We start from the raw sequence: 12589 nt of genomic DNA on the forward strand, positions 1-12589 counted from the left end.
ATAACTTGATGTGAAAGGAGGGGAACATATGCCACGTAAAGGACCCGTTCAAAAACGTGATGTGTTGCCAGATCCAATGTATAATTCAAAGCTTGTAACCCGCCTAATTAACCAAGTAATGGTTGATGGACAGCGTGGAAAGGCTCAAAAGATACTTTATAACGCTTTTCAACTTGTGCAGGAACGCAGTGGAAAAGATCCAATGGAAGTTTTCGAACAAGCACTGAAAAATGTTATGCCAGTTTTGGAAGTTCGCGCACGCCGTGTTGGTGGTTCAAACTACCAAGTACCAGTTGAGGTACGCCCGGAGCGTCGTCAAACACTTGGCCTTCGTTACATTGTTAACTACTCTCGCCTACGCGGAGAAAAAACAATGGAAGAGCGTCTAGCTAATGAAATTCTTGATGCAGCAAACAATACAGGTGCATCTGTGAAGAAGCGCGAAGATATGCACAAGATGGCGGAAGCAAACAAAGCATTCGCACATTATCGTTGGTAAGAACAATTATAAAACTATAATAGATTGCAGGAAGGAGAAAGATTCATGGCTAGAGAATTCTCCTTGGAAAGAACACGAAATATCGGTATCATGGCGCATATTGACGCTGGTAAAACTACTGCTACCGAACGTATTCTTTTCTATACAGGACGCATCCACAAAATCGGTGAAACTCATGAAGGTGCATCTCAGATGGACTGGATGGAGCAGGAACAAGAACGTGGAATCACAATTACATCTGCGGCTACAACTGCTCAGTGGAAAGGCCATCGTATTAACATCATTGATACACCAGGACACGTAGACTTCACAGTTGAGGTTGAACGTTCCCTACGCGTACTTGATGGTTCCGTGGCTGTGCTTGATGCTCAATCAGGGGTTGAGCCACAAACAGAAACAGTATGGCGTCAAGCAACAACTTATGGCGTTCCGCGTATTGTTTTCGTGAATAAAATGGATAAGATCGGCGCTGACTTCTTGTATTCTGTAGGAACGTTACATGATAGATTGGGTGCAAACGCACATCCAGTTCAACTTCCGATTGGTGCGGAAGATGAGTTTGAAGGAATCATTGACCTTGTAGAATGGAAAGCTTATTACTATGAGGATGATTTAGGTACACGTACTGATGCACGTGACATTCCTGAAGAATTCATCGATCAAGCAGAAGAATATCGAGGCAAATTAATCGAGGCTGTTGCTGATTTAGATGAAGAATTAATGATGAAGTATCTTGAGGGTGAAGAAATTTCAAACGACGAGCTTAAAGCTGCTGTTCGTAAAGCAACCCTTAGTGTTGAGTTCTACCCAGTACTTTGTGGTTCTGCCTTTAAAAACAAAGGGGTTCAGTTGTTAATTGATGCTGTTATTGATTATCTACCAGCTCCTACTGACGTTCCTCCAATTAAGGGGATCATTCCAGAAACTGAGGAAGAAGTTACTCACAAGGCAGATGACAGCGAACCATTCTCTGCTCTTGCCTTTAAAGTTATGACAGACCCGTTTGTTGGTAAACTTACATTCTTCCGAGTATATTCTGGAACATTAGATTCTGGATCTTATGTACAAAACTCTACAAAAGGAAAACGTGAGCGTGTAGGTCGTATTCTACAAATGCACGCAAACCACCGTGAGGAAATTTCTAAGGTATATTCTGGAGACATAGCAGCCGCCGTAGGTTTAAAGGATACTTCAACCGGGGATACTCTGTGTGATGAAAAAAACCTTGTAATACTTGAGTCTATGGAATTCCCTGAGCCAGTTATCTCAGTTGCTATTGAACCAAAATCAAAAGCAGACCAAGATAAAATGGCAGTTGCCCTTGGTAAGCTTGCTGAAGAAGATCCAACCTTCAGAACTGAAACTAATCCTGAAACTGGTCAAACGATCATTTCTGGCATGGGTGAGCTTCACTTGGACATTATCGTTGACCGTATGCGTCGCGAATTTAAAGTGGAAGCTAATGTTGGTGCTCCGCAGGTTGCATATCGTGAAACATTCCGTTCTTCTGCAGAAGTGGAAGGAAAGTTTGTACGTCAGTCTGGTGGACGCGGACAATATGGTCATGTTTGGATTAAATTTGAACCAAACGAAGAAGGCGCTGGATTTGAATTTATTAACGCAGTCGTTGGTGGGGTAGTTCCTCGTGAATATATCGGACCTGTTCAACAAGGTATCGTAGAATCAGCTGCTAATGGAGTATTAGCAGGATACCCGCTAATCGATTTTAAAGCTACTTTATACGATGGTTCATACCATGATGTTGACTCAAGTGAAATGGCATTTAAAGTTGCTGCCTCCATGGCGTTGAAAGCAGCTAAGAACAAGTGTAACCCAGTTCTTCTTGAGCCAATGATGAAAGTTGAAGTAGTAATCCCAGAAGAATATATGGGAGATATCATGGGTGATATTACTTCACGTCGCGGACGTGTGGAAGGTATGGGATCCCGTGGTAATGCACAAGTAGTTAATGCTTTTGTGCCACTTTCAGAAATGTTTGGTTATGCGACTGCACTTCGTTCAAACACTCAAGGTCGTGGAACATATACAATGCACTTTGATCATTACGAAGAAGTCCCAAAATCCATCTCTGAAGAAATCATCAAGAAAAATTCAGGACAATAATTGATTTTTTAAGCAGGATCAAGTATAACTTTTGTTAGAAGCTTGAAGTTTAGAGGATAACTCCTTTAAACTTTGGGTATTAACATAATTTTAATTACACATAAACTTTTGTTTATTTTAAAGGAGGAACTTCTAAATGGGAAAAGAAAAATTTGATCGTTCCAAAGCCCACGTAAACATTGGTACTATTGGACACGTTGACCATGGTAAAACAACTCTAACAGCTGCTATCACCACTGCGCTTCATAAGAAATACAATCGTGGTACTGCAATGGCTTATGACCAAATCGATGGTGCTCCAGAAGAGCGCGAGCGTGGTATTACTATCGCTACTGCACACGTTGAGTATGAAACTGACAGCCGTCACTATGCTCACGTTGACTGCCCAGGACACGCTGACTATGTTAAAAACATGATCACTGGTGCTGCTCAAATGGACGGAGCTATCCTAGTCGTATCTGCTGCTGATGGCCCAATGCCACAAACTCGTGAGCATATCCTACTTTCTCGTCAGGTTGGTGTACCTTACATCGTAGTATTCTTAAACAAAACTGACATGGTAGATGACGAAGAACTTCTAGAATTGGTAGAAATGGAAGTGCGTGACCTACTTACTGAATACGACTTCCCTGGGGATGATGTACCAGTAATCAAAGGTTCTGCTCTTAAAGCTCTTCAAGGTGATGAAGAGTACGAAGCTAAAATCTTCGAACTTATGGAGGCTGTTGATGAGTACATTCCAACTCCAGAGCGTGACACTGACAAGCCATTCATGATGCCGGTTGAGGATGTATTCTCAATTACTGGACGTGGAACAGTTGCTACTGGTCGTGTTGAGCGAGGTAAAGTTAAAGTTGGTGACGAAGTTGAGATCATCGGTCTTGCTGAAGCTCCATCTAAGACTATTGTAACTGGAGTAGAAATGTTCCGTAAGCTTCTTGACTTTGCTGAAGCTGGTGACAACATTGGAGCTCTACTTCGTGGGGTTGCTCGCGATGACATCAACCGCGGTCAAGTACTTGCGAAGCCAGGAACAATCACACCTCATACTAACTTCAAAGCTGAGGTTTATGTTCTATCTAAAGAAGAAGGTGGACGTCATACTCCATTCTTCTCTAACTACCGTCCGCAGTTCTACTTCCGTACAACTGATGTAACTGGTGTTGTTAGTCTTCCAGAAGGCGTTGAAATGGTAATGCCTGGAGATAACATTGAAATGAGTGTTGAACTTATTTCTCCAATCGCGATCGAAGAAGGAACTAAGTTTTCTATTCGTGAAGGTGGACGTACAGTAGGCGCTGGCGTAGTAGCTTCTATCCAAAAATAATTGTTAATTTTAAAGGGGTAGCCAATAGGGCTGCCTCTTTTTTACAAGATAAGAAAGTATAAAATATGTCTAGCTCCAGCGCCCTATCGACTAGAGTCGGTTCCCTCCTCTCCATCGATAAGTCAACATCGATTCACTTCGTGAACCGTGTTTCCTTTATCTCGGAGGATCGTAGGCTAAAACCGCCACATCGTGTGGCAACGCCTACGTGACCCACATCCTGTGGGCCTCACCGCCTTACGTCGATGATCGAGGGCGCTTGCGCTTTTCTTATTTATATCACAGGTTTCTGGTTTTAGAGGAATTACTTTGCTTGGGTTAAGTTTATGTGCAATTACATACTTTTGCGTGCTGCTATCAATGATTGCGTGACGATAAATAGATTTACGAGACGGTTACAAAAATTTATGTGATAAAAAGATTGTTTTATGTGACGGTATTTCTATGTATAGTGCCATTATAGAAGGATCCGTGCCAAACGAATTCATTGAGTGATGAAATCTCTTTTTATGTGATGGGGAAAGATTTCTATGTGATAAAAATCAGCTGTTATGTGCAAGTTTTTATTAATCTTGTGCATATATGTGAAAATTAACTTAGTTAAGTGCTACAAAGAACCTTTGCGTGCCGCCAGACCATCAATCGACTCACAAAATCAAGTTGTCATACAATAACCCTCCAAATATACCCCAAAAAGTTTCTACTATATATATGTTTTTGTTTGGCAATCATGATAAATGGGAATTTGGAATTAAAAACGGCAATTATTGGATACCCTTGAATTTACGCATAATCCTCGTTATAATACTACTTGCCGTTCTTTTTGACTTTTACAGGCAACTAGGAATGAAGAAAACAATTGTTAAACCTTTCTAGGTATATTTTTTTATAGTAAAGGTTGCAATCATCTATCGATTTCTATATAATATTTAATGTTGGTCATAAAAGGCGATGATGCGGAAGGTTGCTGACACACCCGGCCCCTTTGCCATGGCAGAGTGTGTGAGGGAAATTTTCGCGGAGAATGTCTGTTTAAAAAAATAGGCGATAAAGGAGGGAAAATAATGGCAAAAGAAAAGATTCGTATTCGTTTAAAGGCGTATGATCATCGTATTCTTGATCAATCCGCTGAAAAGATTGTGGATACTGCAAAGCGTTCAGGTGCAAGCGTTTCTGGTCCAATTCCGTTGCCAACGGAAAAGACTATATACACTATTCTACGCGCAGTGCATAAGTACAAGGACTCTCGTGAACAATTCGAGATGCGTACACACAAGCGTTTGATTGACATTGTGAATCCAACGCCGCAAACGGTTGATTCACTTATGCGTTTGGATCTTCCATCCGGTGTGGATATTGAAATTAAATTATAATTTGAAAACAATTTAGGAGGTGTAACGGATGACGAAAGGAATCTTAGGTCGTAAAATCGGCATGACGCAGATCTTTACAGAAGCGGGCGAATTAGTCCCTGTCACAGTAGTGCAAGCAGAATCAAACGTTGTACTACAAGTTAAAACTGCGGAAAACGATGGCTACGAAGCGATTCAGCTTGGTTTTGCTGAGAAAAAAGAAGTAAGATCAAACAAAGCTGAAAAGGGTCATGCTGAAAAGGCGAACACAAGCCCTAAGCGCTTCGTTCGTGAATTCCGTAATTCAGGTCCTGCAGAAGTAGGGCAAGAAATTAAGGTAGATATTTTTGAAGCTGGAGATAAAATTGATGTAACTGGAACTTCTAAAGGGAAAGGTTTCCAAGGCTCTATTAAGAGACACAACCAATCTCGTGGACCAATGTCTCATGGTTCTCGTTATCACCGCCGTCCTGGTTCAATGGGTGCTGTAGATCCAATGCACGTATTTAAAGGTAAAAACCTACCAGGTCAAATGGGTGGAGAACAAATTACAATTCAAAATCTTGAAGTTGTAAGTGTAGATACGGAACGCAATTTGCTTCTTATTAAAGGAAATGTTCCAGGAGCTAAAAAATCATTCGTTAAAATTACGAGTGCAGTAAAAGGCTAATAACCATTAAGGAAGGGAGGATATGTCATGCCTAAAGTAGCACTATATAACCAAACCGGAGCGAAGGTTGGAGATGTTGAGCTTTCAGAATCCGTATTTGGTATTGAACCAAACACACATGTATTACATGAAGCTGTCTTAATGCAACGCGCGTCAATGCGTCAAGGCACTCATGCTGTTAAAAATCGTGCGGAAGTGAGTGGCGGCGGTCGTAAGCCATGGCGCCAAAAAGGTACTGGTCGTGCTCGTCAAGGTTCCATTCGTTCACCACAATGGGTAGGGGGCGGAACTGTATTTGGTCCATCGCCACGTACCTACAGCTATAAACTACCTAAAAAAGTGCGTCGTCTAGCATTAAAATCTGCGCTTTCTAGCAAAGTAAAAGAAGATGCTATTTATGTACTAGAAGGATTATCTATTGAGGCACCAAAGACTAAGGATATTCTAAGTGTTCTTAATGGATTGAATGTAAAATCTGCATTAATCGTTACAACTGATCGTGAAGAGAACGTAATCCGTTCTTCTAACAATCTACAAAATGTAAAAGCACTTAACGTAAGCGAAGTAAACGTGCTTGATTTGCTTACGCATGACGCTCTTATCTTAACGAAGGATGCAGCTGAAAAAGCAGGGGAGGTGCTTGCATAATGAAAGGACCACGTGATATCATAAAACGCCCTGTTATTACCGAACGTTCTGCTGACCTTATGGCAGAGAAAAAGTATACGTTTGAAGTAAGTCCAAAGGCTAACAAGACTGAAATCAAAGATGCTGTTGAAACGATTTTTGATGTAAAAGTTGAGAAAGTAAGCACAATGAATTACAAAGGTAAATTCAAGCGTATGGGACGTTACGGTGGGTATCGTTCAGATCGCAAGAAAGCCATTGTTAAACTAAGTGCTGATAGCAAAGAACTTGAATTTTTTGAAGGTGTATAAATTATTAATCTAGAGAAGGAGGGAACTGGAGATGGCGATCAAAAAGTATAAACCAACCTCTAACGGTCGTAGAGGAATGTCAGTATCTGATTACGCTGAAATCACTACTGATAAGCCGGAAAAATCTCTGCTTGCTCCATTGCATAAACGTGGTGGACGTAACAACCAGGGTAAACTAACGGTTCGTCATCAGGGCGGTGGCCATAAGCGCCAATATCGTATCATTGACTTTAAACGCGACAAAGATGGAATACCAGGCCGCGTTGCTACAATTGAGTACGATCCAAACCGCACTGCAAACATTGCACTAATTAATTACTCTGATGGAGAAAAGCGTTATATCTTAGCTCCGAAAGGAATTCGAGTAGGAGATGTCATTGAATCAGGAGAAAATGCTGATATCAAGGTAGGTAACGCACTTCCATTAAATAATATTCCTGTAGGTACAGTAATTCATAACGTTGAGTTAAAACCAGGACGCGGAGGACAGCTTGTTCGTTCTGCAGGAGCTCAAGCTCAAATTCTAGGACGTGAAGATAAATATGTTCTTATTCGTCTAGTGTCTGGTGAAGTTCGTTTAGTTCTTGGAACTTGCCGTGCAACAGTAGGTCAAGTTGGTAACCTTGATAACGAGCTTATCAATGTTGGTAAAGCTGGACGTTCTCGTTGGAATGGTATCCGTCCAACTGTTCGTGGTTCTGTAATGAACCCTAATGATCACCCACACGGTGGTGGTGAAGGACGCGCGCCTATCGGACGCAAATCGCCAATGTCACCATGGGGTAAACCAACTCTTGGTTACAAGACTCGTAAACGCAACAAAGCTTCTGATAAGTTTATTGTACGTCGTCGTAAAAAATAAGATTTTTGGGATTGAAAGGCGGCCTAGCCGTCTCGCAATCACGAAAGGAGGTTAAACTATGGGTCGAAGCCTTAAAAAGGGACCTTTCGTTGACGATCATTTGATGAGTAAGGTTGAAAAACTTAATGAAGATGATAAAAAACAATTAATTAAAACTTGGTCTCGTCGTTCTACTATTTTCCCGAACTTTATTGGCCACACTATCGCTGTTTATGACGGTCGCAAACATGTGCCTGTATATATCACAGAAGATATGGTTGGACATAAGTTAGGTGAATTCGCACCAACACGCACCTACAAAGGTCACGCTGGTGATGACAAGAAAACAAAACGTTAAGTGAGAGGGGGCATAATCCATGCAAGCTAAATCTATTGCTAGATCCGTTCGTATTGCTCCTCGCAAAGCGCGTTTAGTTGTTGATCTAATCCGAGGAAAAGAAGTTGGTGAGGCATTGGCGATTCTTCGTCATACTCAACGAGCAGCTTCTCCAATCGTTGAAAAGGTGTTAAAATCTGCTATCGCGAACGCAGAGCATAACTATGAAATGGACACTGACAACTTAGTAGTTACGGAAGCTTATGTAAATGAAGGAGCAACATTGAAACGTTTCAGACCACGTGCGATGGGACGTGCAAGTCAAATTAACAAGCGCACTAGCCACATCACATTAGTGGTATCAGAAAAGAAGGAGGGATAGTTAGTGGGTCAAAAAGTAAACCCTGTCGGTCTAAGAATCGGTGTTATTCGTGATTGGGAATCAAAATGGTATGCTGGTAAAGACTATGCTGATTTACTTCATGAAGACATTAAGATTCGTGAATATATCGAAGCTCGTTTGAAGGACGCTGCACTTTCTAAAGTAGAAATCGAGCGTGCTGCGAACCGTGTAAATATAACAGTTCACACCGCAAAGCCAGGTATGGTAATTGGTAAAGGTGGTTCCGAAGTAGAAGCACTTCGTAAATCGCTAAGTGACTTATCAGGCAAGCGTGTTCACATTAATATTGTAGAAGTGAAAAAAGCTGATATCGATGCAAAATTAGTTGCTGAAAATATCGCTCGTCAATTAGAAAACCGTATCTCATTCCGTCGTGCTCAAAAGCAAGCTATCCAACGTGCAATGCGTGGAGGAGCAAAAGGAATTAAAACTCAAGTATCTGGTCGTTTAGGCGGAGCGGATATTGCTCGCGCAGAACATTATAGCGAAGGAACTGTACCACTTCATACACTTCGTGCAGATATCGATTATGGAACTGCAGAAGCTGACACAACTTATGGTAAGCTTGGTGTTAAAGTATGGATCTACCGTGGAGAAGTCCTTCCAACTAAGAAAAAAGACTAAGGAAGGGGGAAAAGCATTATGTTAATGCCAAAACGTGTAAAACATCGTAAGCAACATCGTGGACGCATGAAAGGTCGTGCGAAAGGTGGTACTGAAGTAGCTTTCGGTGAATATGGATTACAAGCACTTGACGCATCATGGATTACAAGTCGTCAAATTGAGGCGGCGCGTATTGCTATGACTCGTTATATGAAACGTGGCGGTAAGGTTTGGATCAAAATTTTCCCTGATAAGCCTTACACCGCAAAGCCATTAGAAGTACGTATGGGATCCGGTAAAGGTGCACCTGAAGGTTGGGTTGCTGTTGTTAAACCGGGCAAAATCATGTTTGAAATTGCTGGAGTACCTGAAGAAGTAGCTCGCGAAGCTTTGCGCCTTGCAGCTCATAAGCTACCAGTAAAAACTAAGTTCGTAAAACGCGAAGAAATTGGTGGTGAAATAAATGAAGGCTAATGAAATCAGAGAACTAACCACTGCCGAAATTGAACAAAAGGTCATGTCTTTGAAAGAAGAACTCTTTAACCTTCGTTTCCAGTTAGCCACTGGACAACTTGAAAATACAGCTCGTATTCGAGAAGTACGTAAATCAATTGCACGTATGAAAACAGTCGTTCGTGAACGTGAAGTTGGAGTTAATAACCGATAAATGAGAGGAGGTTACCCTCAAATGAGTGAACGTAACTATCGAAAAGTTTACACCGGACGTGTGGTATCCGATAAAATGGATCAAACCATTACAGTGCTAGTAGAAACATATAAATTCCATAAGCTTTATGGAAAACGTGTAAAGTATTCAAAGAAATTTAAGGCTCATGACGAACAAAATCAGGCTAAAACAGGTGATGTCGTAAAAATCATGGAAACTCGTCCTATTTCTAAGACGAAGCGTTTCCGTCTGATCGAAGTCGTTGAAGAAGCTGTAATTATCTAATTTAGATTTGTTCGGACCGATTCCGAAGGGAGGTAAATGCGGTATGATTCAACAAGAAACTCGTTTAAAGGTTGCAGATAACTCTGGAGCTCGTGAGGTATTGACTATTAAGGTTCTCGGAGGTTCTGGCCGTAAAACTGCTAATATTGGGGACGTTATCGTCTGTTCGGTGAAACAAGCAACACCAGGAGGCGTTGTCAAAAAAGGTGATGTCGTTAAAGCTGTTGTTGTTCGTACAAAGAGTGGAGTTCGTCGTACTGACGGTTCTTATATCAAGTTCGATGAAAATGCAGCTGTAATTATCCGCGATGACAAAAGTCCACGTGGAACACGTATCTTTGGACCAGTTGCCCGTGAATTGCGTGATGCTAAATTCATGAAAATCGTATCATTAGCACCAGAAGTATTATAAAGTTTCATATTAGCCTTGTAAGGAGGTGCACCAAACATGCACGTAAAAAAAGGTGACAAAGTCATGGTGATCTCTGGTAAAGACAAAGGAAAACAAGGAACCATCTTAGAGGCTTACCCTAAAAAGGACCGTGTTCTTGTAGAAGGTATTAATCTAGTGAAGAAACACGCAAAGCCTTCACAAGATAATCCTCAAGGCGGTATCCTTAACCAGGAAGCACCAGTTCATGTATCCAATGTAATGCCAATCGATCCTAAATCAGGCGAACCAACTCGTGTCGGATATGAAGTGAAAGACGGCAAGAAGGTTCGTATTGCGAAAAAATCAGGTCAACCGTTAGATAAATAATCAAGCGTCGAAAGGAGGGCTACTTGATGAGCGAACTTAAGCGTCAATATCAAGAAGAAATCGTACCATCAATGATGAGTAAATTTAATTACAGCTCTGTTATGGAAGTACCTAAAATTGAGAAGATCGTTATCAATATGGGTGTGGGTGATGCAGTTCAAAATTCAAAAGCACTAGACAGCGCTGTTGAAGAACTTGCTCTTATTTCCGGACAGAAGCCAGTAGTAACTAAGGCGAAAAAATCAATTGCAACATTCCGTTTGCGTGAAGGTATGCCAATCGGTGCAAAAGTGACACTTAGAGGAGATCGAATGTATGACTTCTTCCACAAGCTAGTTAGCGTATCTCTACCACGTGTACGTGACTTCCGTGGGATTTCTAAGAAAGCTTTTGACGGACGTGGTAACTACACACTAGGTGTGAAAGAACAATTGATTTTCCCTGAAATAGATTACGATAAAGTAAGTAAAATTCGCGGAATGGACATTGTTATTGTAACAACTGCCAATACCGATGAAGAAGCTCGTGAACTTCTAGCTCAGTTTGGTATGCCATTTCAAAAATAACCAATCAGAGCCATTAAAGGAGGTAAAACAGTGGCGAAAAAATCTATGATTGCAAAGCAAAAACGAACTCAAAAGTTCCAAGTGCGTGAATATACTCGCTGCGAACGTTGTGGTCGTCCACATTCTGTAATTCGTAAATTCAAGCTTTGCCGTATTTGTTTCCGTGAACTTGCCTATAAAGGACAAATTCCTGGCGTAAAAAAAGCAAGCTGGTAAACCCCGTTTAGGGAAGGAGGTAATTGTAAAATGGTTATGACTGATCCAATTGCGGATATGCTAACAAGAATACGTAATGCGAATATGGTACGTCACGAGAAGCTAGAAATTCCTGCTTCAAAGGTGAAAAAGGAATTAGCTGACATTTTAAAGCGTGAAGGTTTTATTCGTGATTATGAATTCGTTGAAGATAATAAACAAGGAATCTTGCGTATTTTTCTAAAGTACGGTGCTAATAACGAGCGCGTTATTACTGGGTTGAAGCGTATCAGTAAACCAGGTCTTCGTGTATATGCAAAAGCAGAAGAGCTTCCACGTGTACTAAACGGCCTTGGAATTGCAGTAGTTTCAACTTCAAAAGGTGTATTAACTGATAAAGAAGCACGCCGCGAATCCGTCGGTGGCGAAGTGCTTGCATACATTTGGTAATCAAGTCTTTTAGACAGGAGGTGCAATGAATGTCTCGCGTAGGTTTAAAACAATTAGAAATTCCTAGTGGTGTTGAAGTTAAAATTGACGGCACTACAGTTACTGTAAAAGGACCGAAGGGTGAATTAACTCGTATGTTCCACCCTGACATGGAGATCAAGGTAGAAGATAACATTCTGACTGTATCTCGTCCAAGTGATCAAAAAGAACATCGTGCCCTGCATGGTACTACTCGTAGTATAATTGGAAATATGGTTCAAGGTGTCTCTGAAGGCTTCCAAAAGAACCTAGAAATTATCGGTGTAGGTTACCGCGCTCAAAAGCAAGGCGATAAAGTTGTTGTGAGTGCCGGGTACTCTCATCCAGTTGAAATTGAAAAGCGTGAAGGAATTGAAATAGAGGTTCCTGCTAATACAAAGATCACTGTTAAAGGGATCGATAAAGAATTAGTGGGTGCTGTTGCCGCTAATATCCGTGCAATTCGTCCGCCAGAGCCTTATAAAGGTAAAGGGATTCGTTATGAGGGTGAATATGTACGTCGTAAGGAAGGTAAAACCGCGAAATAACGTTCG

The 12589-nt window shown here is 41.3% G+C and carries 20 protein-coding genes; all 20 read left to right on the top strand.

Annotated features, from left to right (window positions below):
* The first annotated feature begins 28 nt into the window (after window positions 1–28).
* The 20 genes from rpsG (at window position 29) to rplF (ending at window position 12583) form a co-directional block, all read left to right on the top strand.
* Window positions 29–499, top strand: a complete 471-nt coding sequence (gene rpsG / locus RZN25_07200) for a 30S ribosomal protein S7 (protein MEQ6376613.1) — start codon at window positions 29–31, stop codon at window positions 497–499.
* A 45-nt stretch (window positions 500–544) separates the two neighbouring features.
* A complete protein-coding gene (gene fusA / locus RZN25_07205; protein MEQ6376614.1) occupies window positions 545–2623 on the top strand; it encodes an elongation factor G in 2079 nt (692 codons plus the stop codon).
* A 136-nt stretch (window positions 2624–2759) separates the two neighbouring features.
* Window positions 2760–3950 carry an elongation factor Tu gene (gene tuf / locus RZN25_07210; protein MEQ6376615.1) on the top strand — a complete coding sequence of 397 codons (1191 nt, stop codon included), beginning with the start codon at window positions 2760–2762 and terminating at the stop codon, window positions 3948–3950.
* Between the two features lie 1064 nt (window positions 3951–5014).
* The gene (gene rpsJ / locus RZN25_07215) at window positions 5015–5323 is read left to right on the top strand and encodes a 30S ribosomal protein S10 (protein ID MEQ6376616.1); all 309 of its coding nucleotides are present in this window, start codon (window positions 5015–5017) and stop codon (window positions 5321–5323) included.
* A gap of 28 nt (window positions 5324–5351) precedes the next feature.
* Window positions 5352–5972 carry a 50S ribosomal protein L3 gene (rplC, locus tag RZN25_07220; GenBank protein ID MEQ6376617.1) on the top strand — a complete coding sequence of 207 codons (621 nt, stop codon included), beginning with the start codon at window positions 5352–5354 and terminating at the stop codon, window positions 5970–5972.
* Between the two features lie 27 nt (window positions 5973–5999).
* The gene (gene rplD, locus RZN25_07225; GenBank protein MEQ6376618.1) at window positions 6000–6620 is read left to right on the top strand and encodes a 50S ribosomal protein L4; all 621 of its coding nucleotides are present in this window, start codon (window positions 6000–6002) and stop codon (window positions 6618–6620) included.
* Window positions 6620–6910 (top strand): 50S ribosomal protein L23, encoded by a 291-nt coding sequence (rplW, locus tag RZN25_07230; protein ID MEQ6376619.1) that lies wholly within the window; start codon window positions 6620–6622, stop codon window positions 6908–6910. The genes rplD and rplW overlap by 1 nt, the downstream gene beginning before the upstream one ends.
* A gap of 31 nt (window positions 6911–6941) precedes the next feature.
* On the top strand, window positions 6942–7772 hold the full coding sequence (gene rplB, locus RZN25_07235) for a 50S ribosomal protein L2 (protein MEQ6376620.1): 831 nt from the start codon (window positions 6942–6944) through the stop codon (window positions 7770–7772).
* A gap of 58 nt (window positions 7773–7830) precedes the next feature.
* Window positions 7831–8109: a 30S ribosomal protein S19 gene (rpsS, locus tag RZN25_07240; protein ID MEQ6376621.1), complete on the top strand. Its 279-nt coding sequence runs from the start codon at window positions 7831–7833 to the stop codon at window positions 8107–8109.
* Between the two features lie 19 nt (window positions 8110–8128).
* Window positions 8129–8470: a 50S ribosomal protein L22 gene (gene rplV / locus RZN25_07245; protein ID MEQ6376622.1), complete on the top strand. Its 342-nt coding sequence runs from the start codon at window positions 8129–8131 to the stop codon at window positions 8468–8470.
* Window positions 8471–8473: 3 nt separating this feature from the next.
* Window positions 8474–9115 carry a 30S ribosomal protein S3 gene (gene rpsC / locus RZN25_07250; protein ID MEQ6376623.1) on the top strand — a complete coding sequence of 214 codons (642 nt, stop codon included), beginning with the start codon at window positions 8474–8476 and terminating at the stop codon, window positions 9113–9115.
* A gap of 18 nt (window positions 9116–9133) precedes the next feature.
* Entirely contained in the window at window positions 9134–9568 is a 435-nt protein-coding gene (rplP, locus tag RZN25_07255) for a 50S ribosomal protein L16 (GenBank protein ID MEQ6376624.1), read from the top strand.
* Entirely contained in the window at window positions 9558–9761 is a 204-nt protein-coding gene (gene rpmC, locus RZN25_07260; protein ID MEQ6376625.1) for a 50S ribosomal protein L29, read from the top strand. The genes rplP and rpmC overlap by 11 nt, the downstream gene beginning before the upstream one ends.
* Before the next feature lie 21 nt (window positions 9762–9782).
* Entirely contained in the window at window positions 9783–10046 is a 264-nt protein-coding gene (gene rpsQ / locus RZN25_07265) for a 30S ribosomal protein S17 (protein MEQ6376626.1), read from the top strand.
* A gap of 43 nt (window positions 10047–10089) precedes the next feature.
* On the top strand, window positions 10090–10458 hold the full coding sequence (rplN, locus tag RZN25_07270) for a 50S ribosomal protein L14 (GenBank protein ID MEQ6376627.1): 369 nt from the start codon (window positions 10090–10092) through the stop codon (window positions 10456–10458).
* A 36-nt stretch (window positions 10459–10494) separates the two neighbouring features.
* Complete coding sequence (rplX, locus tag RZN25_07275) at window positions 10495–10806, top strand: 50S ribosomal protein L24 (GenBank protein MEQ6376628.1); 312 nt, start codon at window positions 10495–10497, stop codon at window positions 10804–10806.
* Between the two features lie 26 nt (window positions 10807–10832).
* Window positions 10833–11372 carry a 50S ribosomal protein L5 gene (rplE, locus tag RZN25_07280; protein MEQ6376629.1) on the top strand — a complete coding sequence of 180 codons (540 nt, stop codon included), beginning with the start codon at window positions 10833–10835 and terminating at the stop codon, window positions 11370–11372.
* A 30-nt stretch (window positions 11373–11402) separates the two neighbouring features.
* A complete protein-coding gene (locus RZN25_07285) occupies window positions 11403–11588 on the top strand; it encodes a type Z 30S ribosomal protein S14 (GenBank protein MEQ6376630.1) in 186 nt (61 codons plus the stop codon).
* 30 nt (window positions 11589–11618) lie between these two features.
* Complete coding sequence (gene rpsH, locus RZN25_07290) at window positions 11619–12017, top strand: 30S ribosomal protein S8 (GenBank protein MEQ6376631.1); 399 nt, start codon at window positions 11619–11621, stop codon at window positions 12015–12017.
* Window positions 12018–12046: 29 nt separating this feature from the next.
* Window positions 12047–12583 (top strand): 50S ribosomal protein L6, encoded by a 537-nt coding sequence (gene rplF / locus RZN25_07295; GenBank protein MEQ6376632.1) that lies wholly within the window; start codon window positions 12047–12049, stop codon window positions 12581–12583.
* The last annotated feature ends 6 nt before the right edge of the window (window positions 12584–12589 follow it).

The organism is Bacillaceae bacterium S4-13-56, assembly GCA_040191315.1.
Lineage (GTDB): Bacteria > Bacillota > Bacilli > Bacillales > JAWJLM01 > JAWJLM01.

What these genes read in the sequence shown, in the direction of transcription:
- rpsH (MEQ6376631.1), top strand. Translation starts at nt 11,619, where the DNA reads ATGGTTATGACTGATCCAATTGCGGATATGCTAACAAGAATACGTAAT.
- rplV (MEQ6376622.1), top strand. Translation starts at nt 8,129, where the DNA reads ATGCAAGCTAAATCTATTGCTAGATCCGTTCGTATTGCTCCTCGCAAA.
- rplX (MEQ6376628.1), top strand. Translation starts at nt 10,495, where the DNA reads ATGCACGTAAAAAAAGGTGACAAAGTCATGGTGATCTCTGGTAAAGAC.
- rplB (MEQ6376620.1), top strand. Translation starts at nt 6,942, where the DNA reads ATGGCGATCAAAAAGTATAAACCAACCTCTAACGGTCGTAGAGGAATG.
- rpmC (MEQ6376625.1), top strand. Translation starts at nt 9,558, where the DNA reads ATGAAGGCTAATGAAATCAGAGAACTAACCACTGCCGAAATTGAACAA.
- rplE (MEQ6376629.1), top strand. Translation starts at nt 10,833, where the DNA reads ATGAGCGAACTTAAGCGTCAATATCAAGAAGAAATCGTACCATCAATG.
- rpsS (MEQ6376621.1), top strand. Translation starts at nt 7,831, where the DNA reads ATGGGTCGAAGCCTTAAAAAGGGACCTTTCGTTGACGATCATTTGATG.
- rplD (MEQ6376618.1), top strand. Translation starts at nt 6,000, where the DNA reads ATGCCTAAAGTAGCACTATATAACCAAACCGGAGCGAAGGTTGGAGAT.
- rplF (MEQ6376632.1), top strand. Translation starts at nt 12,047, where the DNA reads ATGTCTCGCGTAGGTTTAAAACAATTAGAAATTCCTAGTGGTGTTGAA.
- rplC (MEQ6376617.1), top strand. Translation starts at nt 5,352, where the DNA reads ATGACGAAAGGAATCTTAGGTCGTAAAATCGGCATGACGCAGATCTTT.
- rpsG (MEQ6376613.1), top strand. Translation starts at nt 29, where the DNA reads ATGCCACGTAAAGGACCCGTTCAAAAACGTGATGTGTTGCCAGATCCA.
- fusA (MEQ6376614.1), top strand. Translation starts at nt 545, where the DNA reads ATGGCTAGAGAATTCTCCTTGGAAAGAACACGAAATATCGGTATCATG.
- rpsJ (MEQ6376616.1), top strand. Translation starts at nt 5,015, where the DNA reads ATGGCAAAAGAAAAGATTCGTATTCGTTTAAAGGCGTATGATCATCGT.
- rplP (MEQ6376624.1), top strand. Translation starts at nt 9,134, where the DNA reads ATGTTAATGCCAAAACGTGTAAAACATCGTAAGCAACATCGTGGACGC.
- rplW (MEQ6376619.1), top strand. Translation starts at nt 6,620, where the DNA reads ATGAAAGGACCACGTGATATCATAAAACGCCCTGTTATTACCGAACGT.
- rpsQ (MEQ6376626.1), top strand. Translation starts at nt 9,783, where the DNA reads ATGAGTGAACGTAACTATCGAAAAGTTTACACCGGACGTGTGGTATCC.
- tuf (MEQ6376615.1), top strand. Translation starts at nt 2,760, where the DNA reads ATGGGAAAAGAAAAATTTGATCGTTCCAAAGCCCACGTAAACATTGGT.
- rplN (MEQ6376627.1), top strand. Translation starts at nt 10,090, where the DNA reads ATGATTCAACAAGAAACTCGTTTAAAGGTTGCAGATAACTCTGGAGCT.